The sequence below is a fragment of the Kribbella sp. NPDC051936 genome, assembly GCF_040680955.1.
GTDB lineage: Bacteria > Actinomycetota > Actinomycetes > Propionibacteriales > Kribbellaceae > Kribbella.
Genome location: NZ_JBFAXS010000009.1, coordinates 75413 through 97438 on the forward strand (window position 1 = coordinate 75413; position 22026 = coordinate 97438).

Genomic DNA, 22026 nt, shown 5'->3' on the forward strand with positions numbered 1-22026 from the left:
TCCAGGAAAGCGGCTCAGAATGCACCGCTCCTGTGTGCGCGATCGAGAAACCATGCTACCCGCACTCTCCCGAATGTTGGAGACCGGCACCGGGTACCAGTGCTGGCGCACGAAGATCGTCGGCGAATCCCGAGGGGCGACCGTGGAGCGGATCGAGGCCAAGGCACTGAGTGACGACGAACTCGAGGGCATCGACGCGTACTGGCGCGCGGCCAACTTCCTGTCCGTCGGGCAGATCTATCTGCTTGCCAATCCGCTGCTCCGGGAGCCGCTGCGACCCGAGCACATCAAGCCGCGGCTGCTCGGCCACTGGGGTACGACGCCGGGCCTGAACCTGATCTACGCGCATCTGAACCGGGTGATCCGGCAGCGGGACCGAGAGATGCTGTTCGTGACCGGCCCCGGCCACGGTGGCCCGGCCCTGGTGGCCAACACCTGGCTGGAGGGGAGCTGGACCGCGGCGTACCCGAACACCACGCTGGACGAGGCCGGGATGGGGCGGCTGTTCAAGCAGTTCTCGTTCCCCGGAGGTGTCCCGAGTCACGTGGCGGCCGACGTACCGGGGTCGATCAACGAGGGCGGCGAGCTGGGCTACTCGCTCAGTCACGCGTACGGCGCGGCCGCGGACAACCCGGACCTCGTCGTGACCTGCGTCGTCGGCGACGGCGAGGCGGAGACCGGTCCGCTCGCGGCGTCCTGGCACTCGAACAAGTTCCTGAACGCGGCGCGCGACGGCGCCGTCCTGCCGATCCTGCACCTGAACGGATACAAGATCGCGAATCCGGCGGTGCTCGCCCGGATCGGCGACGAGGAGCTGACCGCGCTGATGCGGGGCTACGGATACGAGCCGTACCTGGTCGAGGGGTCGGAGCCGGCCGCGGTCCACCAGGCGCTGGCAGCGACCCTGGACGCCTGCCTGGACCGGATCGACGAGATCCAGCGCGAGGCACGGTCGGCGAGCGACGCGCCGCCGCGGCCCGTCTGGCCGATGATCGTGCTGAAGACGCCGAAGGGCTGGACCGGCCCGCAGGCCGTGGACGGCGAGCCGGTCGAGGACACGTGGCGGTCGCATCAGGTGCCGCTGTCCGGCGTACGGACGAACGAGGACCATCTCCGGCAACTGGAGGACTGGCTCCGCAGCTACCGGCCCGAGGATCTGTTCGACGAGGACGGGCGTCCGGTCCCGGAGCTGATCGAGCTCGCGCCGGGAGACCGGCTGCGGATGGGGTCGAACCCGCACGCCAACGGCGGCCTCCTGAGCCGCGACCTCGAGCTGCCGCCGGTCGAGGAGTACGCCGTACCGGTGAAGGCGCCGGGCGCCGAGGACGGGGAGCCGACGAAGGTCTTCGGCACGTTCCTGCGGGACGCCTTCCGGCGGAACCCGGACAACCTGCGGCTGTTCGGGCCGGACGAGACCGAGTCGAACCGGCTGGGCGCGGTCTACGAGGAGACGGACAAGCTGTGGCTCGCCGAGCGGCGCGACACCGACCGCCACCTCGGGCCGGACGGCCGGGTGCTGGAGATCCTCAGCGAACACACCTGCCAGGGCTGGTTGGAGGGGTACCTGCTGACCGGGCGGCACGGCCTGTTCTCGTCGTACGAGGCGTTCGTCCACATCGTCGACTCGATGGTCAACCAGCACGCGAAGTGGCTGAAGACGATCAACCAGCTCGAGTGGCGGCGGCCGATCCCGTCGCTGAACTACCTGCTCACTTCGCACGTCTGGCGGCAGGACCACAACGGGTTCTCGCACCAGGACCCGGGCTTCATCGATCATGTCGTGAACAAGAAGGCCGAGGTCGTCCGCGTCTACCTGCCGCCGGACACCAACACGCTGCTGTCCACGATGGACCACTGCCTGCGGACCCGGAACTACATCAACGTCGTTGTGGCGGGCAAGCAACCGCAGCCGAACTGGCTGGACTGGGACCAGGCCGCGGTGCACTGCGCCCGGGGCGTCGGCGTGTGGGACTTCGCCAGCAACGACGACGGCGACCCGGACGTGGTGATGGCGTGCGCGGGCGACGTACCGACGATGGAGACGCTGGCCGCGGTCGACCTGCTCCGCGACCACGTCCCGGACCTGCGGATCCGGGTCGTGAACGTGGTCGACCTGATGCGCCTGCAGGACGCCGCCGAGCATCCGCACGGGCTGCCCGACGCCGACTTCGACGCGCTGTTCACCACGGACAAGCCGGTGATCTTCGCCTACCACGGCTACCCGTGGCTCATCCACCGCCTCACCTACCGGCGGCACGGCCACGCCAACCTGCACGTGCGCGGGTACCTCGAGGAAGGGACGACGACCACGCCGTTCGACATGGTGGTCCGCAACAACCTGGACCGGTACCACCTGGCGATGGACGTCATCGACCGGGTGCCGTCGCTGCGGTCGCGCGCGGTGTCCGCGCGGCAGTACTTCATCGACCAGCGCACGCGGCATCACGCCTATGTCACCCGGTACGGCGAGGACCTGCCGGAGGTGCGGGGCTGGCGGTGGTCAGTCCAGTAGGCCGACCGCGACCCGGAGATCGTCGACGAACCGCGCGAAGTCCCGCCGGAACTCGTCCGACCGGACCACCGCGGACGGATGCACGGTCGCCACCGCGAGGCCGCCGCCCGGAAGCTCCAACCGCTTTCCCCGCTCCTGCGTGACCCGGAACGTCGAGCCGAGCAGGGCCTTCGCGGCCACCGATCCCATCACGACCACCAGCGACGGCTTCACGATCTCCAGTTCGCGCCGCAACCACGGATGACACGCGGTGATCTGACTGGCGGCCGGCGTCTTGTGGATCCGCCGCTTTCCCTGCCGCTCGAAACGGAAATGCTTCACCGCGTTCGTCAGGTACACCGCCGACCGGTCGATCCCGGCCTCGACGAGCGCCTTGTCGAGCAGGTGACCCGCGGGCCCGACGAACACGTGCCCTTCCTTGTCCTCGTGGTCACCGGGTGTCTCGCCGACGAGCATCATCCGGGCCCGCACCGGCCCCTCGCCGGGCACCGCCTGCTCGGCGTCCTCCCAGAGGTCGCAGCCCCGGCAGTCGCCGAGCACGGCACGGACCTTCCGCATCCCGCCGTCGCGAGGGACCCATTCCTGCGCTCCCGGGTACTTGGTCATCAGCCACCTGTCTCCGAGTGTGGCGCATGGACGGGCTTGGACTGGGCCGAGCGCCGCTGCCGTAGGTAGATCGAACCGCCGATGATCGCCGCGACGGCCAGGAACTCACTCTGCCAGTTCTGCAGCGACTCGTACCAGAACTGACTCGTGCCGAGATAGGACCAGGTCGTGACCGCGGCGCCGCCGTGCAGCTCCTGTTCCTCGCTGTACGCCGCGGCACCGGTTGCCGCATGCAACCACAGTGACAGCAGGAACACCACCCCGAACGCGATCGCCAGCGAGTTCTCGTACAGCCTCAGGATCAGCTCCGAGCCGCGCCGGACCGGCCAGGGTGCGTTCCGGTCGGTGCGGTGCCCGCGCGGGTCCTCGTCCTGCGGCGCCGGTTCGTCGATCGGCCGGGACTCCGCCGAGCCCTTCTGCACCAGGTACGCCGTGAGCAGTACGTACATGAACATCTGCAGGAACTCGGACTCCCAGTTCTCGAAGAGCGCCTCGCCGAAGGAGGAGGAGCCGACGTACTGCCCGAGGCTCTCCGGTGGCCGGCCGTGATCGGCGAGCTCGGAGTTCTGCTGCGCGTGACCCACGAACGCCAGTCCGACCAGGAACCCGAAGAACAGTGCCAGGTTGGCCAGCAGCAACGCTCGCGGTCGTAGCCATCGCATGCCGCTCCGGTACCCCTGCCGACTCGTTTCATGACGCGGCACACGACGTCTACAGTGGCTCCATTCCTCGCCACGGAGGCACCAGATGGCAGCTGACTCGCGGGATGCGTATGTGCTCGGCCCAGGGCGGGCCCCGACGCCGTTCACGGCCGGTCAGATCCGGGACGCGACGACGGTGGGGAAGTCGATCACGCGTCGCGTCGACTCGGAGGATGCCGAGTCGTTCCTGCTGATCAGCACGTACCTCGCGTGCGACGCGGACGGCGCGACGCTGGAGCGCTCCCGGCTGACGCTCGACGGCGAACCGCTCGGCGAGCCGCAGGTGTTCACGACGACCTGGCTGGACCTGCAGGGCCACGCCTCGTTCCCGGCCGCGGACACGACGATCGAGCCGGAGCGGATCCGGACCGCGATCGGTGACCTCGACTGCCTGCGCTACACCGTGCGTGACGGCGCGGCCGACGAGGTGTTCTGGTTCGCGACCAGCCTGCCGGGGATGCCGATCCAGCAAGAGACCCGGACCGACGGCCGGGTCGTGACGACCGTGTCGCTGGTCGACTACACGCTCACGCAGCCTGATTCATGACGCCGGCGGCACGAGCGCCAGGCGGACGATGACGAGGGCGAACAGGACGAGCGTCAGTGCGTGAACGACCGTGCACCACAGGCAGATCGCGTTGATCTGGAACAGCTCGGCCCAGATCAGGTAGCAGACGAACACGACACCGGTCAGTACGCCGGCCAGCCGCAGGCGCCCCGGCCACGGAGACGCCGTACGCCACATCGGCGGCACCGACAGCGCGGTCATGCCCACGAAGAACGCGAGGCCGAGCAGCGCGACCGGGATCCCGAACAGCTTCGAGTACTGACTGCTGGTCACCTTGGCGCAGTTCACCACCCCGGTGTCCGGGCAGGCGAGCGTCGAACCGGCGGTGAAGTGCTCGTAGGTGAGGTACGCCGCGACCGCGAGCCCGGCGACCGAGACGGCCAGCGTGGCCCACGGGATCACGCCGAGCGACGTCCGGGCGGATTGCTGTGCAGTGCTGGCCACGCCTCAGCCCTTCGCGCTGCCGAGCTTCGCCGCCGCGGCGGTCACCGTGTCGGTCGAGCAGACCTTCGCCGGCTGGTTGTCGGTCAGCTTGCAGATCGCCGCGGTGTAGACGTTGGCCGAGGAGAGGACCGCCTTCGCGATCGGGCTCGACGGATCCTTGAGCGCGTCGGCGATCTGCGTCTGCGTCTTCCCGGCGAGCACCTCCGGGCTGTACGTCGCCCCGGAGTTGACGAACTTGCCGCCGAGGTCGATGAACGGGATCGACCCGTCGCTCTCGACGTACGGCGGCTTGTTGTAGGTGTCGAACGTCTTCTGGTCCTCGGCGGTCGGGGTGTCCAGCGGCTTGTATCCATTCCCGACCATCTCGTTCGTGGTCGTCTCGACGCCGGTGAACGCCAGGTACTGGCTCGTGTACGTCGCGCCGTGGAAGGACAGCGTCGCCGTGTTCGGGAAGACGTCCTCGGACGCCGAGTGGGTGGTGCCGAGGTTGCTGAACGTCCCGAAGCGGGACAGCGCGACCGTGACCGGCCACCGCTCCGCGGCGCAGTACGGGCAGAACTCGGCGCCGATGTACAGCACCTTCGGCTTGCCGCCCGCGGTCAGCGCGGGGGCGGTGATCGCCGACGGCGCGGCCTTCACGTCCGCGCTCCCGACGGCGGCGAACGTCGAGTCCGGAATCGAGGAGAGCGCCGTGACCAGCCCGGAGTCGGCCGCGCCGGACGGACCGGTCGCGGTCTTCTTGCCGCCGCCGACCAGGCGGATGGTCACCAGGCCGCCGACGATCACCAGGACCAGGACGACCGCACCGACCGCGAACAGGAGGCGTCGTCGTCGCTCCGCCTGCTGCTGGGCGGCCAGCTGCGCCGCGATCCGCTCGCGGGCCGCAGCCTTCTGTTCGACGCGCCGTGCCATGACTCTCCTCTGATCGTGCCCGTGCTCCTGAAGATCAACTATCCATCAGGCCCGGAAGTTCCTACCTCTCCGTCACCGTGAGGTTACAGACCGGCAGATCGGCACCTGACCTCAGGTCGTAACTAGTGTTGCGCGCTATGGACTGGCGAGCGTGGCATGCGAAGTACGACGTCCCGGGATCGGAGCTGTCGCGGCGGCTGGCGGCGGTGCAGCAACAGGTGGGGGCGGCGCTCGACCGTGCTCCGGCTGGGCCGGTGCCTGTGGTCAGCCTGTGCGCAGGACAAGGCCGGGACCTCCTTGAGGTGATCGAGGACCACCCGCGTGGGGCAGACGTCCACGCGCGGCTCGTCGAGCTGGACCCTGAGCTCGCAGCCACCGCCCGGGAGCGGGCGCGCGATCAGGTTGATGTAGTCACCGGTGATGCGTCGTTGACCGATCAGTACGACGGCATGGTCCCGGCCGAGCTGGTGCTGCTGTGCGGGATCTTCGGCAACGTGTCGGACGCGGACATCAAGCGGACCGTCGAGGCGATGCCGCAATTCTGCCGAACCGGCGGCACCGTGATCTGGACCCGTCACCGGGAGGAGCCGGACCTGGCGCCGACGATCTGCGACTGGTTCGAGGCGCGCGGCTTCGACAGGGTCTGGCTTTCCGACGCCGACGCCGGCTTCGGCGTCGGCGTGCACCGCTTCACCGGCGTACCGGAGCCGCTGGTGACAGGGCGGAGCCTGTTCAGCTTCGTCCCGGGCGGAGCATGAGCAGCCCGAGCAGCAGCAGTGCGGCGAGCGCGAGGTACCCGGCGTCGAGTACGGCGACCGTCGCGATCGCGGCGACGAGTAGCGGACCGCCCGCGTCGCCGAGTTCGCGGCCGAGCTCGGCCGTACCCATGGTCTGACCGAGCCGCTCCGGTGGCGTACTCGCCGCCAGCGCCGCGAAGCCGAGCGGCGTGATCACGCCGGTCCCCGCACCGATCAACGCGGCCGCGATCAGGAGGAACGCGACGCCGGGCAGGGCCGCGCACACAAAACCGGCCGCCGCGAGGATCAATCCGAGTGCGATGCCGGCGCGGGTCGTCAGCCGGCCGGCGTCGAGCGCACGGCCGCTGCGTGGTTGTACGACGGCCGCGGTCGCGGCGAGCAGCGACACCGCCGCTCCGGTCGCGATGGTGCCGAGCCCGTCCGCGGCGCCGGTCACCGGCAGGAACCCGACGCCGACGGACAACGCGGCCGTCGCGGCAGCGAGTGCCGTCGTCGGGCGAAGGAACTGCGGATCGGTGATTCGGCGCGCGAGGTCCAGCACGGTCTGCCGCGTCCGCGGCAACGGGGGCACAACCGGCACGGCGATCAGCGCCCAAACGGCAACGCCCACGGCGAGCACTGTCATCACCGCGAACAGCAACCGGAAGCCGCCGACCCACACCAGCCCACCACCGAGCAGCGGGCCGGCCGTGTAGCCGATGCTCTTGTAGAACCCGTAGCTCCCGAAGGCGCGTCCGTGCTTGCCCGAAGGATTCAGTCGCGCCACCAGTGCGGAGGCGGCAGGGGAGAAGGCCGAGGCCGCGGCACCCTGGCCGAGGCGCGCGACCCACAACCAGCCAGGCCGGTCCACGAGCACATAGGTGCCTGAGGCAACGGCGAAGCCGGCGAGCCCGAACAACAGCATCGGGCGCGCGCCGATCCGGTCGGCGATCGTGCCGAACACCGGCTTCAGCAGCACCTCGGCCCCGTCGTACAGCGCGAGCAGGAGACCGAGCGTGAGCAGCGACGTGACGGCATCCTCGGACGATCCACCGAGGTTCGCCGCGACCGCGTGGGCGCCGAAGGCGGTCGTGAAACCGGCCGCATACAGCGGCCACATTGTCCTCACGCGTGCCCCGGAAGCTGATGCAGTGCGCGGAACACGAGTTCTGCGAACTCCTCGCAGCGCGCGACGCAGTCCTTGAGCCGGGCGGTCGCCTGTGCGGATTCCGGCGTACCGAAGACGTCGCGGCCGGTCAGGTCGCGGTGCCAGCGGCGGAGACGCTCGAGGCTCTGCTCCTCCTCCTCGAGCTCGGCGAGGGTGAACTTCTCGATCCGGATCTCCTTCTCGAGCTCCTCCTCGAACTTCGTGCAGTCCGCCAGGAACTCGGTCCAGTCCGCGCGCCGCGCCTCGTCGTACAGCCGGCGCAGCCGGGCCGCGTCGTCGGCGCTCCGGCCGGCCGCGTCGAGCACCGTGACCTCGCCGTCCGCACGGGCCACCAGTTCGGCCGTCCGCTGCATCGAGGCCTCGAACACGGGAAGCTGGGGCACCGCCCAGACGCCCTGCCCGAGGGACAGCGCCCCCGCCTTCCGCAGCTCCCGCCACACTGCCACGCGGTGCCGCGAGGGCTCCGCGGGAATCCGCACCACAAGCACCAGCCATCGATCCGTCACAGCAGCAAATGTAGCGGCTGTTACACCAGCTGGGAACCTCGACACGACTTCGGACATCGATTATGTTACATAGACGATGTCATATCGCTTCGGAGGTGTGCTCGATGAACGAGACCGCTGAGCGGTTGCTGGGGTCGGCGGGCCGGTTGTCGCGGGACCCGGACACGGAGATCGACTGGGACGCGCCGATCGGCGACGGGTACGGGATGTCGCCGGAGTGGAGCACGCTCTACGCGACGCTGTACTGGGACGAGCTGACCGAGGCGCAGCGGCGGGAGCTGACGCGGCACGAGGCGGCGTCGGTGGCGACGACCGGGATCTGGTTCGAGCTGATCCTGCAGCAGCTGATCCTGCGCGACGTGTACGACAAGCCGGCCCGCAGCGCCGAGTTCCAGTGGGCGCTGACCGAGATCGCCGACGAGTGCCGGCACTCGATCATGTTCGCCCGCGCGACCGAGCGCATGGTCGAGCCGTCGTACCGGCCGCGACTGGCGGCGCGCGAGCTCGGCCGGATGTTCAAGACCGTGGCCACCGGCGAGTCGGCGTACGCCGCGATCCTGGTGGCGGAGGAGGTGCTGGACGTCATGCAGCGCGACTGGATGCGCGACCGCCGGGTCGAGCCGCTGGTGCGCACGGTGAACCACATCCACGTCGTGGAGGAGTCGCGGCACATGGTGTTCGCGCGCGAGGAGACCCGCGAGCGGCTGGCCGGTGCGGGACGCGGACGGCGCTGGGTGAGTGCGCTGGTGATCGCGATCGCCGCCGACATGATCGTGTCGAGCATGGTCGGCCGGGAGGTGTACGCGAACGTCGGGTTGGACGTCGACCGCGCAGTCCGGGAGGCTCGGCACAACGAGTACCACCGGTCGTTGCTGAGGACCAGCTGCGCGAACCTGATGGACTTCCTCGGCTCGGTCGGGCTGCTCACGCCCGCAGCGGCCCGGATGTACCGGCGGACCGGTCTGCTGTGAGCTACGCGATCTCGGGGGAGTGCTGCTCGGACGCGAGCTGCGTCGCGGTCTGCCCGATGAACAGCATCCACCCGGCGCCGGGCGAGCCCGGGTTCGGTACCGGTGCGAGCCTGTTCATCGACCCGCGCACGTGCATCGACTGCGGCGCGTGCGCCGACATCTGCCCCGTCGACGCCGCGAAGCCCTCCGACCGGTCGGTGCCCGAGGACGTGCAGCGCAACGCGGCGCACTTCGCGGAGCGCGAGCCACTGGAGGCCATGGATCTGGACAGCTGGGAGCCGCCGTCGTACGAGGTGCGCGGCGGCGGGCCGCGGCGCGTGCTGGTGGTCGGTGCCGGGCCGGCCGGTATCTACACGACCCGCGAACTGTTGCTGCGGACAGCGGCCGAGGTCACACTCGTCGACCGGCTCCAGCACGTCGGCGGCCTGGTGCGGTACGGCGTCGCGCCGGACCATCCGCAGACCAAGCAGATCATCGACACCTTCGAGCGGATCGCCGCACACCGCCGGGTGCGGTGGCGGCCCGGGACGGATGCGGCAGCACTGCACAGGTACGACGGCGCGTTGCCGGCGGGATACGACGCCGTGGTTCACGCGGTCGGCGCCCGGCGGAGCCGTCAGCTCGGCATCGCCGGTGAGCAGGCCGCCATCGCAGCCGAGGACTTTGTTGCCTGGTACAACGGACGCCCCGGCGCCGCGGCTCTCGTCGACCTGGCCGGCCCGCGTGCGGTGATCGTCGGCAACGGTAACGTCGCACTCGACGTCGCCCGGATCCTGCTGAGCGACGAGCAGCGGTTGCGCTCGATGGAGCTTCCGTCAGGGGTGCGCGCGGCGCTGGCTGCGAGCGGTGTGAAGAAGGTCGTACTGGTCGGCAGACGCGGGCCCGACGAGGCGGCGTATACGCCGTCCGCCCTGCGGGAGCTGCAGGCCGCGGTCGGTGACCGCGTCGAGTTCCGGTACCACGCCAGGCCGGCCGCCTGGACCGGCGACGGCCTGGTCCTCGACACCGGCGAGACGATCGCGGCGAGCCATCTGTTCACCGCGATCGGATTCGAGGGGCGGCCGATCGACGGGCTGCCGTTCGACGCGAGCCGCGGTATCGTCCCGAACGTCCGCGGCGCCGTCGTCGACCGGCCCGGTCACTACGTGGCGGGCTGGATCAAACGCGGCGCGCGCGGCGGGATCGGGGTCAACAAGGCCTGCGCCCAGGAGACCGTGCGGACGCTGGTCAGCTCTGCCAGGGGCTCAGCTTCTCCGGGTTCCTGATCGCCCAGATGTTGGTGATGCGGTCGTCGGCCACGTCGAAGGCGATCACGGTCTCGATGACGCCGTCGAACTGGATCACCAGGCCCGGCTGCCCGTTGACCGTGCGCTCGAGGAGCGTCCTGCCGAGCCGGAACACGGGCAGGTCGGCGAAGTACTGCGCGACGTCGGCGCCGCCGTGGACCGGCGCGAGTGAGGCGGCCACGATGCCGCCGCCGTCGGCGACCGCGGTGACCTCGGGGTCGAGCAGCGTGACCAGCGCGGCGATGTCGGTCGCCTCCCAGGCCGCCTTGAACTCGCGGATCAGCTCCGCCCGGCGCGCGGACGGCGCCGCGGGGTGCTCGGCGTCCCGGATCCGCCGCCGGGCCGACGAAGCCAGCTGGCGGCAGGCCGCCGGTGTCCGGCCGACGATCTCGGCGACCTCCGGGAACGGGTAGCGGAACACGTCGTGAAGGATGAACGCCACCCGTTCGGCGGGCGTCATCGCGTCGAGGACGACGAGGAACGCCATGTTCACCGACTCGTCCAGCGTGACGCGGTCGGCCGGGTCGGCGGTGCCGGTCTGCCCGGACTGCCACTCGGCGGTTTCCGGCAGCGGCTCCGGGATCCACTCACCGACGTACCGCTCGCGGCGGGCGCGCGCGGACCGCAGCTGGTCCAGGCAGATCCGGCTCGCGACCTTGGTCAGCCACGCCGCCGGGTTCTCGATCGCCCGCTGCTCGTCCGGCGTCATCGCGTACCAGCGCGCGTAGGTCTCCTGGACCACGTCCTCGGCATCGGCCAGCGAGCCGAGCAGCCGGTAGGCGAGGTTGATCAGCTGCCGCCGCTCGCTCATGATCGCGCTCAGCCCGGGCTCACTCATGTCGGTCCTCTCGTCCATACCCCGTACGACGGAACAGGCCCGCGAAGTGTGAGGTCTGACAGTTCGCGGCGGCGTCTCGTCGTAGGGAACATGACCACACACACCACGTCACACAACGCTGTCTCCGAGGTCGAGATCCGCGAGCGCGTCGAGGTCCTGCTCGACGCGGTCCGGACCGGCGACCTGGACGCCGTCAAGACCATCTTCGCGCCCGGCCTGGTCTCCTTCGACATCGAGCCGCCGCTGCGGCACCTCGGCGCGGAGAAGAAGTGGGCGAACTGGGAGCGCGTCTTCACCGTCTTCGAGACCCCGCTGGAGTACGAGGTCCGCGACCTCACCGTCCTCGTCGACGGCGACCTGGCCGTCGTCTACTCCCTCAACCACATGAACGCCGCGTTGAAGCCCGGCGGCAAGATCGACTACTGGCTGCGCTGGACCGCCGCGTGGCAGAAGATCGACGACCAGTGGCTGATCGTCCACGACCAGGTCTCCGTGCCGACCAACTTCGAATCCGGAACCGCCGCGATGGACCTCATGCCCTGAGCCGCGCGCGGCCGAGGACGTGAGGGCCGGCCGGCGTGACGCGGTCGGGCGGGAAGCGGAACTCGTCGAGGGCTTCGATGTCGAAGCCGGCCGCGGTGATCGCGGCGGGCGTGTCCCGGTGGGTGTGACAGCCGCCGACGAACAACGGCCAGAGAGTCGCGTCGGCGACCTTCTGCACGGTCGCGAGCCGCGTGCCGGGCTCGGCTGCGACGTGCTCGTAGAACCTGAGCTCTCCGCCCGGGCGCAGGACCCGCCGGGCCTCGGCGAGCGCCACCTGCTGGTCCGGTACGGAGCAGAGGACGAGCGAGACCACGACGACATCGGCCGACGCGTCAGCGGCAGGCAGGCGGTCCGCCGTACCTTCGACGACCTCGACGTCGATCGGCGCGGACTCGGCCTGCCGCTCGGCCTGGGCGCGCAGGTAGGGCTCGGGCTCGACGGCCAGCACGCCGGTCACCTCGGGCGGGTAGTGCGTGAAGTTGCCGCCGTCCCCGGCGCCGACCTCGATCACCCGGCCCGCGGCGCCCGCCAGGAGGCGGCGACGGTGCTCGGCGGCGCCCTGCTGGTCGAGCGCCGGCCGGGCCTTGGTGTAAATCCGGGCGAAGAGCGGATGTTTCATGCTCTCCACCCTCTCAGAGTGCCGGATCCAGAGTGTCGGATCTTGGCACCCGCCGATCGTCTCCAGAGTGACCGCTGTTCGTCACCACGAGGAGAAGACCATGCCTACCACCGTGCCAGGCACCGTGAAGATCATCGACGTCGTCGTGTCCGACCTCGGCGCCGCGATCGAGTTCTACCGCCGCTTCGGGCTCGAGTTCGAGCGCGATCGGTACATGCCGGACGACCACGCCGGCTGCGACCTGCCGAACGGCCTGCACCTGATGCTGGACACCGACGAGGCCCGCGGCAAGATCACCGCAGGCTGGACACCGCCGGCGACCGGCCGGATCTTCCTGACCTTCGAGTACGGCAGCCCGGCGGAGCTCGACGCGGCGTACGCCGACCTGGTCGGGGCCGGCGTACCGAGCCTGCAGGAACCGTTCGACGCGCCGTGGGGGATGCGTTACGCGACCGTCGCGGATCCGTCCGGCAATGGTGTCGATCTCTACGCCGCCCTGCCCGCTTCGTGAGCCAGACTGTCCGGAAAGGAGGTGCGTGGGTGAAGTACGTGCTGATGTTCATCGAGACCGAGGAGTTCGCGAAGGAGTTCGCGGCGCTGGGACCGGGCGAGCAGGAGGAGGCGTACCGGCGGGTGTACCAGTGGTTCGAGGACCACAAGGACAAGATCACCGACCGCGGCTCCAAGCTGCAGGGCCCGGAGACCGCGACCACGGTCCGGCTCGACGGCGGACGGGTGATGACCACTGACGGGCCGTTCATCGAGGGCAAGGAAGTCGTGTCCGGGTTCACCGAGATCGAGGTCGAGGACCTCGACGAGGCACTGCGGATGGTGCGCACCTGGCCGGCCTGCCCGGTGGTCGAGATCCGGCCGGTCGAGCAGATGTGATGAGAGCCGAGGACGAGCTGGCCCGCGTGGTCCGGGACCACGCCGGCCGGCTCGCCGGTGCGCTCGTCACGCTGCTCGGCGACTTCGCCGCCGCGGAGGACCTGGTCCAGGACGCGGTCGAGATCGCGCTCAAGCGCTGGCCCGTCGAAGGCATCCCGGAGCGGCCGGACGCCTGGTTGTTCACGGTCGCGAAGCGGCGCGGTCTCGACGTACTGCGCCGGCAGCAGAACTACCGCGCCAAGCTGGCCGCGCTCGAGCCGCCGGTGCAGCCGCCGCCGGACGACAGGTTGCGGCTGATCTTCACCTGCTGCCACCCGGCGCTCGCGCGGGAGGCGCAGGTCGCGTTGACGCTCCGCGTGGTGTGCGGTCTGACGACCGCCCAGATCGCGGCGGCGTTCCTGGCGTCGGAGTCCGCGGTCGCGCAACGGATCACGCGGGCGAAGCGCAAGATCACCGACGCGGGCATCCCGTACCGCATCCCGCGCGCCGACGACCTGCCCGAACGTCTCGACGAAGTGCTGACCGTCATCTACCTGCTCTTCAACGAGGGCTACCTGTCGAGTACGGCGGACCGTGCGCACTCGCGGGACCTCGTCGACGACGCCGAATGGCTGACCGCACTGCTCCACGGCCTGCTGCCCAACGAACCCGAGGTGGGCGGCCTGCTCTCCCTGATCCGCCTGCACCGGGCCCGCACGGCGGCGCGGTTCACGCCGGACGGCGACATCGTCCTGCTGGAGAACCAGGACCGCACCTTGTGGGACCACGCCGCGATCACCGAAGCGACCACCCTCCTGACCCGCACCGCACGCCGTCACCACGCACCCGGCCCGTACCAGCTCCAGGCCGCCATCGCGGCCTGTCACAGCGAGGCGCGCACCTGGTCCGAGACGGACTGGCCGCAAATCCTTGTCCTGTACGACATGCTGCTCACCTTGCAGCCGACACCCGTCGCCCGACTGCACCGAGGAATCGCGCTGTCGTACGTCCGTGGGCCTGCGAACGCTCTCGCTGAACTCGACGGGTTGGCGGGCGATCTCGAGCACTACCCGCTGTTCCACGCGACCCGGGCCCAGCTGCTGCGTGACCTCGGCCGCGACAGCGAGGCCCGGACCGCCGACGGACGCGCGGCGGAGCTGACCACCAACCCGGCACAGCTTGGCCTGCTCAACGAGCGGCTGGCCCGCTGACCGAGCATCCTTGCTCCATGGGTGCGGAGGGGCAGGGGGAACGGCTGTGGTTTCTCGACTGGCTGCGGGTGCTGGCGGTGCTCGGGGTGTTCGTGTTCCACACGCTGCGGCCGTTCGACGACGGCGACTGGCATGTGAAGAACGCGAAGACCAGCGAAGGCATCTCGATCGGGATCGCGTTCCTGGGACTGTGGGGGCTGGCGTTCTTCTTCATGATCTCCGGCTGCGCCGCGTGGCTGGCCCTGCGGTGGCGGGCCGCGCCGCAGTTCCTCCGCGAACGGTCACTGCGACTACTCGTCCCGTTCGTCGTCGCCTACGTGCTGCTCTCGCCGCTGCAGTACTTCATCGAGGAGCACCACAAGGGACGCTCGACGGCGTCGTTCTTCGGTGACGTCCAGACGTTCTTCAGCGACCTCGGTGGTGATGCGCCGCTGTGGCTGCGCGACACGTACCACCTGTGGTTCCTCGTCTACCTGATCCAGTTCGCCGTGCTCGGGCTACCGCTGTTCCTGCTCCTGCGCGGCAAGACCGACTGGATCGCGCGGCGCTGCCGGCGGCGCGGGTCGATCCTGCTGCTCGCCGTACCGCTCGTGCCGGTCCATCTGCTGCTGCTCGCCGCGCCCGGTCCGGAGCACGGTTGGGGCGAGTTCGTGTTCTTCTTCGACTTCTTCGTCGTCGGCTACCTGGTGATGTCGGACGAGCGCCTGCTGGCAGCGGTACGACGGGACGCCGTACCGGGACTGCTGCTCGGCGCCGGTGCGTTCCTGCTCGGCGTCGTGACCGGCATCATCGAGTTCCTCGACGGCTGGTGGCCGGACCCTGGCTACTCGTGGGCGTACCTGTGGTACTCGCCGCTCATCACGCTCGCCGTGTGGGGATGGCTCGTCGCGATCCTCGGCCTCGGTCTCCGCGCGCCCGCGCTCCAGCGTCCGCTACCGCCTACGCTCGCGCGGGCCGCGATGCCGTACTTCATCGTCCACCAACCGGTGATCCTCGCGATCGCGTACTTCGTCGTCACCTGGGACGCGGGCATCGGGCCGAAGTACGCCGTACTCCTGCCCGCCGCCTTCGCCGTCTCCGCACTGCTCGCCTGGCTGCTCTCGTCCGTCCCGGGCGTCTCGCAGCTGTTCGGGGTCAAGAAGACCCTGAACAGGATTTAGACGCTGCGCAGCACCGAGACCACGATGCCGAGGATGGTGGCGTTGTCGCCGTCGATGACCTCGTGCGCCGGGTTGCGCGGCTCCAGGTAGACGTGGCCGTTGCGGCGGCGGTACACCTTCACGGTCGCCTCCTCGTCGATCATCGCGGCGACGATCTGGCCGGAGTGGGCCTCGGACTGCTGGCGGACCACGACGATGTCCCCGTCGCAGATGGCGGCGTCGATCATCGACTCACCGCGGACACGCAGCCCGAACACGGTGCCCCGGCCCGTCAGCCCGCGGGGGAGTTGGAGGACGTCGTCGACGTGCTCGACCGCGGAGATCGGCGTACCGGCCGCGATGTCGCCGACCACCGGCACCGGCACGTTCTCGTCGCCCGTGGCACGCGCGGCCGGCTCCTGCAGGAACATCCGCACGTCGATCGGCCGGGAGACCGATGGGCTGCGACGGAGGAACCCTTTCTCCTCCAGGCTGGCCAGGTGCTTCGAAACCGACGACGAGGAGCGCAGCCCGACCGCATCGCCGATCTGCCGGCTGCTGGGCGGGTATCCGTGCCGCGTCACCCAGTCCCGGATCACCACCAGGATGCGTTGCTGCCGCTCCGGGAGCGCGCCGGTGTCCAGGTCGCCGAACAGGTCGAGATCAGTCACCGCGAAATCCTAGAGCACCCTGCCCATGAAAGGGTGGAGCTGTGGACGGACCGGGAAGTCATGTGCTGGCGGCGTTCGGTTTGTCCGAGCCCGCCGTCCGGCTGGCGGGTGGACAGGGGGAGACCTGGCGGTCCGGTGACGTCGTACTGAAGCGCGCTGACGCCGAGGCCGCGTGGCGCGCCGACGTGTTGGACGCGTTGCCGGAGTCCGGGGATTTCCGCGTGCCCCGGCCGGTGCGGGCTCGCGAGGGTGAGTGGGTCGCCTTGGGGTGGGAGGCCACGGAGCTGCTCGCCGGAGCGACGGACGTCAGCCGGCAGGACGACGTACTCACGGCAGCTGCCGCGTTCCACGAAGCCGTTGCCGACCTGCCGCGGCCGTCGTTCCTCGAGACGCGCCGTGACCCGTGGGCCGACGGTGACCGGGTGGCCTGGCGCGAGCAGTCGGCCGACGGAAGTCCGGCGTACGTCGACCTGGTCGGGCCGCTCGCCGCGGCGTGGCGGCCGGTGGAGCTGAGGTCGCAGCTGGCGCACGGCGATCTGCCGGGGAACGTGATGTTCGCCGACGGTCTCCCGCCGGCGATCATCGACTGGCCGGTCTACTGGCGTCCACCGTCCTGGGCTGCGGCGGTCGCCGTCGCGGACGCCCTGTGCTGGTACGCCGCGACGCCGGATCTCGCCGCGCGCTGGGCGCACCTGCCGGAGTGGGGGCAGATGCTTGTCCGGGCGCTGATCTATCGCCTGACCACCGACGAACTCGCCGGTGGCGCCGCGACCTGGACCGAAGCCCGGCGCGCGGCCTACGCGCCGGTGATCGAGCTGGCCGTCTCGTACGCCGCCTGATCGGCCGCGGCGCGGGTCCTGCCCGCGGCCCGGGCGGCGAGCGGAACGGTGCCGAAGGCAAGGACTCCGAGCGCGGCCCCGATCCAGCCGACGGCGGAGTAGCCCGCGCCGGCGTCCAGCGCCAGGCCGCCGAGCCAGGGCCCGACCGTGATGCCGACGTTGAACGCCGAGATGTTGAACGCGGCCGCGAGCGTGGGCGCGGAGCCGGCGACGCTGAACACCCGCGAGTTCACCGCCGGGTTGGTGGCGAAGCCGAAGGTGCCGACGCCGATGATCGCCGGTACGGCGAGCCACGGCGTCGCGGTCGCGAGTGCGACGACGACCGCGGCGGCGATCACCCCGGCCAGGCTGATCACGAGCGTGCGGAACGGTCGCCGGTCCGCGGTCCGTCCGCTGATCGTGATCCCGGCCAGCGCGCCGACGCCGTACAGCGCCAGGATCACCGGCACCCAGGTCGCGGACAGGCCGGTCGTCTCGGTGAGCAGCGGAGCGAGATAGCTGAAGATCACCAGGATCGCGCCGGTCGACAACGCCGTCGTCCCGTACGCGAGCCACAGCTGCGGGTTCGCCATGCTCCGCAGCTCGAGCCGCAACCGCGGCGTCTCCGTCGCACGTCCGCCGGGGATGGTGGCGACGACGCCGGCGATCGCGGCGACCGACAGTACGGCGACCGCCCAGAACGCTGATCGCCAGCCGAGGTGCTGACCGAGGAGCGTGCCGGCGGGGAGCCCGACGATCGTGGCCACGGTCAGACCTCCGGCCAGGATGCTCATCGCCTTGGCCCGCGCCGCCGGTCCCGCGAGTTCGATCGCGGTCACCGATGCGACCGCCCAGAATCCGGCGTACACGAACGCCCCGGCCACGCGGGTCGCGACCAGCACGCCGTACGACGAGGTGAGCGCGCCGGCCACGTGAGTGAGCGCGAAGACGGTCAGGAAGGCGAGCATCGCGGCGCGCCGGGACCAGCGCAGCGTGGTGACGGCCAGGATCGGGGCGCCGACGAGCATGCCGACCGCGAACGCGGAGATCAGCAGCCCGGCGGCCGGGATCGAGACGTCCAGGTCGGTCGCGATCTCGGGCAGCAGACCGGCGAGCATCAGCTCGGACGTGCCCTGGGCGAAGATCGCGAGCCCGAGCAGATAGACAGCGCGAGGCATGAGGGTCCTCTCGGAGATCAAGCTGATAATGGATCGATCGGTGCAAAAAGCGGGCAGATGACTGACCCGGGGGAGATGCGGTTCAGAAGCTGCGCAGGGTGGCCTCGACGACCACTCGCTGGCTCTCGGGGGCCGCGCCACGCCGGGCGGCCACCCGGAGCCCGCCGAGAACGGTGAAGACGTACGTCGCCAGGCCGGCCGCGTCCTGCTCCGGGTCGAGCTCGCCGGTGGCCTGTGCCGCCCGGAGAGCAGTGGTCAGGGCGGCGAGCTTGACGTTGTGGTCGCGGTCGAGGAGCTCGACGATCTCGGCGTCCTTGGGGCCGAGCTCGACGATCGTGTTGATCACGAAACAGCCCGCCGGGTCGTCGGGATCCGGCTCCACCGCGGTCCACAGGATCCGCCGGACCCGCTCGCGGATCGGAAGCGTCGCGTCCTGGATGACCTCGAGCTGGGCGGCGGTGAAGCGATCGGCGTACCGCCGCAGGGCGCGGTCGAACAGGTCGCGCTTGCTGGTGAAGGTGTTGTAGATGCTGCTCCGGCCGAGGCCCGTCGCCGCACAGAGGTCCTGGGTCGAGGTGGCCTCGTAGCCCGATCTCCAGAACACCCGCATCGCGGCGTCCACGGCACGGTCCTCGTCGAACGTCCTCGGTCTCGGCATGCCGCCGAGCCTAGCACGTTTTGGACCGATTGATCCAAAACATCCTGCCCGGCGGGTGATCTCGCAGCGCCGATAGCATCTGCGCATCGAGGCGAGTGCCGGAAGCTCTTCGACAGTGCGGCGGCGCTCGCCTTCACTTGGGGGCACCGTTCCATCGATGAACTGAGGAGCATTGTGAGGTTGTTCAGACCTGGGGTGCTGGCACTTGCCCTCGGCCTGGTCGCCGGAGTCGCCGCGAGCGCACCGGCCACCGCTGAAGACACGAAGACCGTCTCCTACCGCGGCTATCAGGTCACCGTGCCGGCCAGTTGGCCGGTCGTCGACCTGGCCGCGACTCCGTCCGCCTGCGTCCGGCTCGACCAGCCGGCCGTGTACCTCGGCCACAGCGCGGCGCAGGCCGACTGCCCGGCGCACCGCGTCGGCCGCAGCACCGGCCTGATCCTGGAGCCGCTGACCACGGCGCAGCCGTCCACCGACGGCCTGCTCCGGCGCGCGGTCGCAGATGCCGGCGTCCTGGCAACGGCGTACTACGCGCCGGGCGCCGAGCAGACCGCGAGCGACCTGCTCGCCACCGGCCGGGTGGTGACGAAGACCTCGTCGGCGCGGGTCGCCCAGCAGGCCGCGGTGACCCCGACGATTGTTGCGACGGGCAACTACGCGGGCGAGGGCTTCGACGCCTGCACGGCGCCCTCGCAGAGCACGATGGATGCCTGGCGCCCGAAGTACCAGGGCATCGGCATCTACATCAGCGGCGGCCTGCGGGCGTGCGCACAGCCGAACCTGACGTCCAGCTGGGTCGCCACGAACGCGAGCAAGGGTTGGCAGTTCCTGCTGATCGACGTCGGCCTGCAGGCGCCGTGCACGACGTACAACAGCCGGATGTCCTCGGTCGCGTCGACCGCGCTGATCCAGGGCAGGAACGCGGCGATCAACGCGGTCGCGGCGGCGCAGGCGCTGGGATTCGCCCAGCGGAGCGCGATCTACAGCGACATCGAGGCGTACACGTCGACGGCCGCTTGTGACGCCGCGGTGCTGTCCTACCTGAGCGGGTGGACGCAGGAGCTCAACGCCCGCGGGTACGTCGGCGGTGCGTACGTCGGCGCCACCTCCGGCGCGAAGGCGCTGGTCGGCGCGTACGCGAACACGGCGTACACGCGTCCCGACAACATCTGGGTCGCGCAGTGGAACCGCACGCCGGGCACGATGTCGATCCCGGCGACGTACTGGAGCAACCACCAGCGCGTCCATCAGTACGACAACGTCACCGAGACCAACGGCGGCGTGACGCTGAACATCGACAAGGACTACCTGAACCTGACGGCTCCGCCGCCGCCGGTCACCAGCTTCACCGTGACGGGTGGCGTCGCGGCCGCCACGTTGCGCTGGACGCAGCCTGCCAACGTCACGCTCGGGCAGATCATGGTCCGCGCCGCGTCGGGCTCGACCCCGCCGCAGTTGCCGACCGCGGGTACGTCGATCTACAACGGCACGGCGAGCCTCTTCACGCACACCGGGCTCGCGAACTCGGCCAGCTACGCGTATCGCGTGTGGGTGAAGAACAGCGCCGGCAAGATCAGCCCGGGCGTCGATGTCCGGCTGGTCGGGACGAAGGCGACGTTCGGCGCGAGTTCGGCGTCGATCATGTACACCGGTGCGGTGACGCTGTCGATGGGCGTCTCGCGGCTGGACGGTGCGGCGAAGATGGCCGGCGTGCCGGTGGTGCTGTACTCGAAGGCCAAGAACGCGACCAAGTGGTCGACGGTCGGGTCCTTCACGACCGACGCCAACGGGGTCGTCTCGACGTCGCAGAAGCCGGCTGTGTCGACCTACTACATGTGGGGCTACAACGGTGGCGCCGGCCTGCTCGGGACGCGGAGCGCCACGGCGCTGGTGCAGGTCCACCCGGCAATGTCGGCGTACCTCGTGCCGGGCGCGATCACGCTCGGCGGATCGAGCCTGCTGTACGGCTACCTGAACCCGGCACACGCCGGTACGACGGCGTACCTGCAGCGTCGTTCCGGTACGTCGTGGGTCGCGGTGACGACCGGGAAGCTGACGACGAACGGCAAGTACGCGTTCAGCCTCAAGCCGACCGCCCGTGGCACATACACCTACCGCGTGGTGTGGCTGGCCGACGCGGACCACCAGGGCACGCAGACGGCGTCGAAGGTGCTGACGGTCGGCTAACCGGCGAGGTCGGCCGCCGCACGTCGCGCGAGTTCGATCGCGTGCGCCGCGAGCGGTGAGTGGGTGCGGCCGGCCTGCCACAGCAAGAAGATCTCCCGCGGCGGGAGCTCTGGCGTGAGCTCGTGCAACGCCAGGCTCTCGTCGTCCCGGAGTACGGCGAGTCTCGGTGCCAGAGCCGCACCGAGACCCGCCCGGACCATCGCCAGCAGCGCCTCGTTGCCCTCGGTGCGGAACACGAACTGCGGGTGGATGCCGCGGGCGTTCAGGAAGTCCTCGACGACGGCCTGGTGGCAGATCGCGGGGTGCGCGACGAGCGGAAGCCCGTCGAGCTTCTCGAGCGGGATCGGTCCGGCCGGGAAGTCGCCGGGGCGCGCCACGAGCACGTACGGGTCGTCGAGCAACTTCAGGTCCTCGATGCTGTCGCCGGTCCGCCCGTCGAAGAACATCAGGTCGAGCCCGGTCAGGTCGGGATCGTCGGTCTCCTCCTCGAACAGCCGGATGTCGCAGCCCGGATGTGCGTCGCGCAGCTCCCGGATCACCTGCGGCAGCAACGTGTTCGAGACGGTCTGGAAGGTGCCGATGTCGATCCGGCTGTCGCCCGCCCGGAACCGCTCGATCCCGTCGCGCATGTCGTCCGCGCGGCGCAACAACTCGCGGCCGTGCCGCAGCACGACGGCGCCGAGCGGAGTGATCCGGACCGGCTTCGGACCGCCCGGCCGGTCGAACAGCGGACCGCCGGCGGTCTTCTCGAGGACGGCGATCTGCTGGCTGACGCTCGACTGGGTGTACCCGAGCCGGCTCGCGGCCCGTCCGAACGACCCCTCGTCGGCGACGGCGGCCAGCGTCGCCAGATGACGCAATTCGTACATGCGCCGCACTCTATCGC

The 22026-nt window shown here is 70.2% G+C and carries 24 protein-coding genes; 12 read left to right on the forward strand and 12 right to left on the reverse strand.

Going from position 1 to position 22026, the window contains the following annotated elements; all coding sequences use genetic code 11:
• Window positions 1-73 precede the first annotated feature (73 nt).
• Window positions 74-2512: a phosphoketolase family protein gene (locus AB0L64_RS30620; protein ID WP_363715689.1), complete on the forward strand. Its 2439-nt coding sequence runs from the start codon at window positions 74-76 to the stop codon at window positions 2510-2512.
• Here AB0L64_RS30620 and AB0L64_RS30625 read toward each other — a convergent pair.
• A complete protein-coding gene (locus tag AB0L64_RS30625) occupies window positions 2501-3118 on the reverse strand; it encodes a UdgX family uracil-DNA binding protein (protein WP_363715691.1) in 618 nt (205 codons plus the stop codon). The genes AB0L64_RS30620 and AB0L64_RS30625 overlap by 12 nt on opposite strands.
• Window positions 3118-3780, reverse strand: a complete 663-nt coding sequence (locus AB0L64_RS30630; RefSeq protein WP_363715693.1) for a DUF6766 family protein — start codon at window positions 3778-3780, stop codon at window positions 3118-3120. The genes AB0L64_RS30625 and AB0L64_RS30630 overlap by 1 nt, the downstream gene beginning before the upstream one ends.
• An 85-nt stretch (window positions 3781-3865) precedes the next feature.
• Here AB0L64_RS30630 and AB0L64_RS30635 point away from each other — a divergent pair, with 85 nt between their 5' ends.
• Window positions 3866-4366, forward strand: a complete 501-nt coding sequence (locus AB0L64_RS30635; RefSeq protein WP_363715694.1) for a hypothetical protein — start codon at window positions 3866-3868, stop codon at window positions 4364-4366.
• Here the strand turns inward: AB0L64_RS30635 and AB0L64_RS30640 are convergent.
• Both AB0L64_RS30640 and AB0L64_RS30645 read right to left on the reverse strand, forming a co-directional pair.
• Window positions 4361-4831 carry a vitamin K epoxide reductase family protein gene (locus tag AB0L64_RS30640; RefSeq protein ID WP_359928681.1) on the reverse strand — a complete coding sequence of 157 codons (471 nt, stop codon included), beginning with the start codon at window positions 4829-4831 and terminating at the stop codon, window positions 4361-4363. The two genes, AB0L64_RS30635 and AB0L64_RS30640, sit on opposite strands and share 6 nt — an antisense overlap.
• 3 nt (window positions 4832-4834) lie before the next feature.
• Window positions 4835-5743 carry a DUF929 family protein gene (locus tag AB0L64_RS30645; RefSeq protein WP_363715696.1) on the reverse strand — a complete coding sequence of 303 codons (909 nt, stop codon included), beginning with the start codon at window positions 5741-5743 and terminating at the stop codon, window positions 4835-4837.
• A 137-nt stretch (window positions 5744-5880) separates the two neighbouring features.
• Here AB0L64_RS30645 and AB0L64_RS30650 point away from each other — a divergent pair, with 137 nt between their 5' ends.
• Window positions 5881-6501: a class I SAM-dependent methyltransferase gene (locus AB0L64_RS30650; protein ID WP_363715698.1), complete on the forward strand. Its 621-nt coding sequence runs from the start codon at window positions 5881-5883 to the stop codon at window positions 6499-6501.
• On the opposite strand, the gene AB0L64_RS30655 is transcribed toward AB0L64_RS30650, so the two are convergent.
• Entirely contained in the window at window positions 6476-7600 is a 1125-nt protein-coding gene (locus tag AB0L64_RS30655; RefSeq protein WP_363716454.1) for an MFS transporter, read from the reverse strand. The genes AB0L64_RS30650 and AB0L64_RS30655 overlap by 26 nt on opposite strands.
• Before the next feature lie 5 nt (window positions 7601-7605).
• Window positions 7606-8154 (reverse strand): Chromate resistance protein ChrB, encoded by a 549-nt coding sequence (locus AB0L64_RS30660; RefSeq protein WP_363715700.1) that lies wholly within the window; start codon window positions 8152-8154, stop codon window positions 7606-7608.
• Window positions 8155-8258: 104 nt separating this feature from the next.
• On the opposite strand from AB0L64_RS30660, the gene AB0L64_RS30665 reads away from it, so the two are divergent.
• Window positions 8259-9125, forward strand: a complete 867-nt coding sequence (locus AB0L64_RS30665; protein ID WP_363715702.1) for a diiron oxygenase — start codon at window positions 8259-8261, stop codon at window positions 9123-9125.
• Window positions 9122-10390, forward strand: a complete 1269-nt coding sequence (locus tag AB0L64_RS30670) for an FAD-dependent oxidoreductase (RefSeq protein ID WP_363715703.1) — start codon at window positions 9122-9124, stop codon at window positions 10388-10390. Before AB0L64_RS30665 ends, AB0L64_RS30670 begins: the two co-directional genes overlap by 4 nt.
• On the opposite strand, the gene sigJ is transcribed toward AB0L64_RS30670, so the two are convergent.
• Window positions 10353-11249, reverse strand: coding sequence for an RNA polymerase sigma factor SigJ (sigJ, locus tag AB0L64_RS30675; RefSeq protein ID WP_363715705.1), 897 nt, complete (start codon window positions 11247-11249; stop codon window positions 10353-10355). The two genes, AB0L64_RS30670 and sigJ, sit on opposite strands and share 38 nt — an antisense overlap.
• Before the next feature lie 90 nt (window positions 11250-11339).
• On the opposite strand from sigJ, the gene AB0L64_RS30680 reads away from it, so the two are divergent.
• Window positions 11340-11792 carry a nuclear transport factor 2 family protein gene (locus AB0L64_RS30680; protein WP_363715707.1) on the forward strand — a complete coding sequence of 151 codons (453 nt, stop codon included), beginning with the start codon at window positions 11340-11342 and terminating at the stop codon, window positions 11790-11792.
• Here the strand turns inward: AB0L64_RS30680 and AB0L64_RS30685 are convergent.
• Complete coding sequence (locus AB0L64_RS30685; RefSeq protein ID WP_363715709.1) at window positions 11782-12411, reverse strand: methyltransferase domain-containing protein; 630 nt, start codon at window positions 12409-12411, stop codon at window positions 11782-11784. The two genes, AB0L64_RS30680 and AB0L64_RS30685, sit on opposite strands and share 11 nt — an antisense overlap.
• Before the next feature lie 100 nt (window positions 12412-12511).
• On the opposite strand from AB0L64_RS30685, the gene AB0L64_RS30690 reads away from it, so the two are divergent.
• From AB0L64_RS30690 to AB0L64_RS30705, 4 genes are read left to right on the forward strand one after another with little or no spacing between them, the layout of a single operon-like run.
• Window positions 12512-12922 (forward strand): VOC family protein, encoded by a 411-nt coding sequence (locus AB0L64_RS30690; RefSeq protein WP_363715711.1) that lies wholly within the window; start codon window positions 12512-12514, stop codon window positions 12920-12922.
• A gap of 29 nt (window positions 12923-12951) precedes the next feature.
• Window positions 12952-13299, forward strand: coding sequence for a YciI family protein (locus AB0L64_RS30695; RefSeq protein WP_359928662.1), 348 nt, complete (start codon window positions 12952-12954; stop codon window positions 13297-13299).
• Window positions 13299-14489: a DUF6596 domain-containing protein gene (locus tag AB0L64_RS30700; RefSeq protein WP_363715714.1), complete on the forward strand. Its 1191-nt coding sequence runs from the start codon at window positions 13299-13301 to the stop codon at window positions 14487-14489. The genes AB0L64_RS30695 and AB0L64_RS30700 overlap by 1 nt, the downstream gene beginning before the upstream one ends.
• Before the next feature lie 17 nt (window positions 14490-14506).
• Window positions 14507-15649: an acyltransferase gene (locus AB0L64_RS30705; protein WP_363715716.1), complete on the forward strand. Its 1143-nt coding sequence runs from the start codon at window positions 14507-14509 to the stop codon at window positions 15647-15649.
• On the opposite strand, the gene lexA is transcribed toward AB0L64_RS30705, so the two are convergent.
• Window positions 15646-16299 (reverse strand): transcriptional repressor LexA, encoded by a 654-nt coding sequence (lexA, locus tag AB0L64_RS30710; RefSeq protein WP_363715718.1) that lies wholly within the window; start codon window positions 16297-16299, stop codon window positions 15646-15648. The two genes, AB0L64_RS30705 and lexA, sit on opposite strands and share 4 nt — an antisense overlap.
• 41 nt (window positions 16300-16340) lie before the next feature.
• Here lexA and AB0L64_RS30715 point away from each other — a divergent pair, with 41 nt between their 5' ends.
• Window positions 16341-17138, forward strand: a complete 798-nt coding sequence (locus AB0L64_RS30715; RefSeq protein ID WP_363715720.1) for a TIGR02569 family protein — start codon at window positions 16341-16343, stop codon at window positions 17136-17138.
• Here the strand turns inward: AB0L64_RS30715 and AB0L64_RS30720 are convergent.
• A complete protein-coding gene (locus AB0L64_RS30720; RefSeq protein WP_363715722.1) occupies window positions 17096-18295 on the reverse strand; it encodes a Cmx/CmrA family chloramphenicol efflux MFS transporter in 1200 nt (399 codons plus the stop codon). The two genes, AB0L64_RS30715 and AB0L64_RS30720, sit on opposite strands and share 43 nt — an antisense overlap.
• Window positions 18296-18377: 82 nt before the next feature.
• Window positions 18378-18953 carry a TetR/AcrR family transcriptional regulator gene (locus tag AB0L64_RS30725; protein ID WP_363715724.1) on the reverse strand — a complete coding sequence of 192 codons (576 nt, stop codon included), beginning with the start codon at window positions 18951-18953 and terminating at the stop codon, window positions 18378-18380.
• A gap of 174 nt (window positions 18954-19127) precedes the next feature.
• Here AB0L64_RS30725 and AB0L64_RS30730 point away from each other — a divergent pair, with 174 nt between their 5' ends.
• Complete coding sequence (locus AB0L64_RS30730; RefSeq protein WP_363715726.1) at window positions 19128-21140, forward strand: DUF1906 domain-containing protein; 2013 nt, start codon at window positions 19128-19130, stop codon at window positions 21138-21140.
• Here the strand turns inward: AB0L64_RS30730 and AB0L64_RS30735 are convergent.
• Complete coding sequence (locus AB0L64_RS30735) at window positions 21137-22009, reverse strand: LysR family transcriptional regulator (RefSeq protein WP_363715728.1); 873 nt, start codon at window positions 22007-22009, stop codon at window positions 21137-21139. The two genes, AB0L64_RS30730 and AB0L64_RS30735, sit on opposite strands and share 4 nt — an antisense overlap.
• Window positions 22010-22026 lie beyond the last annotated feature (17 nt).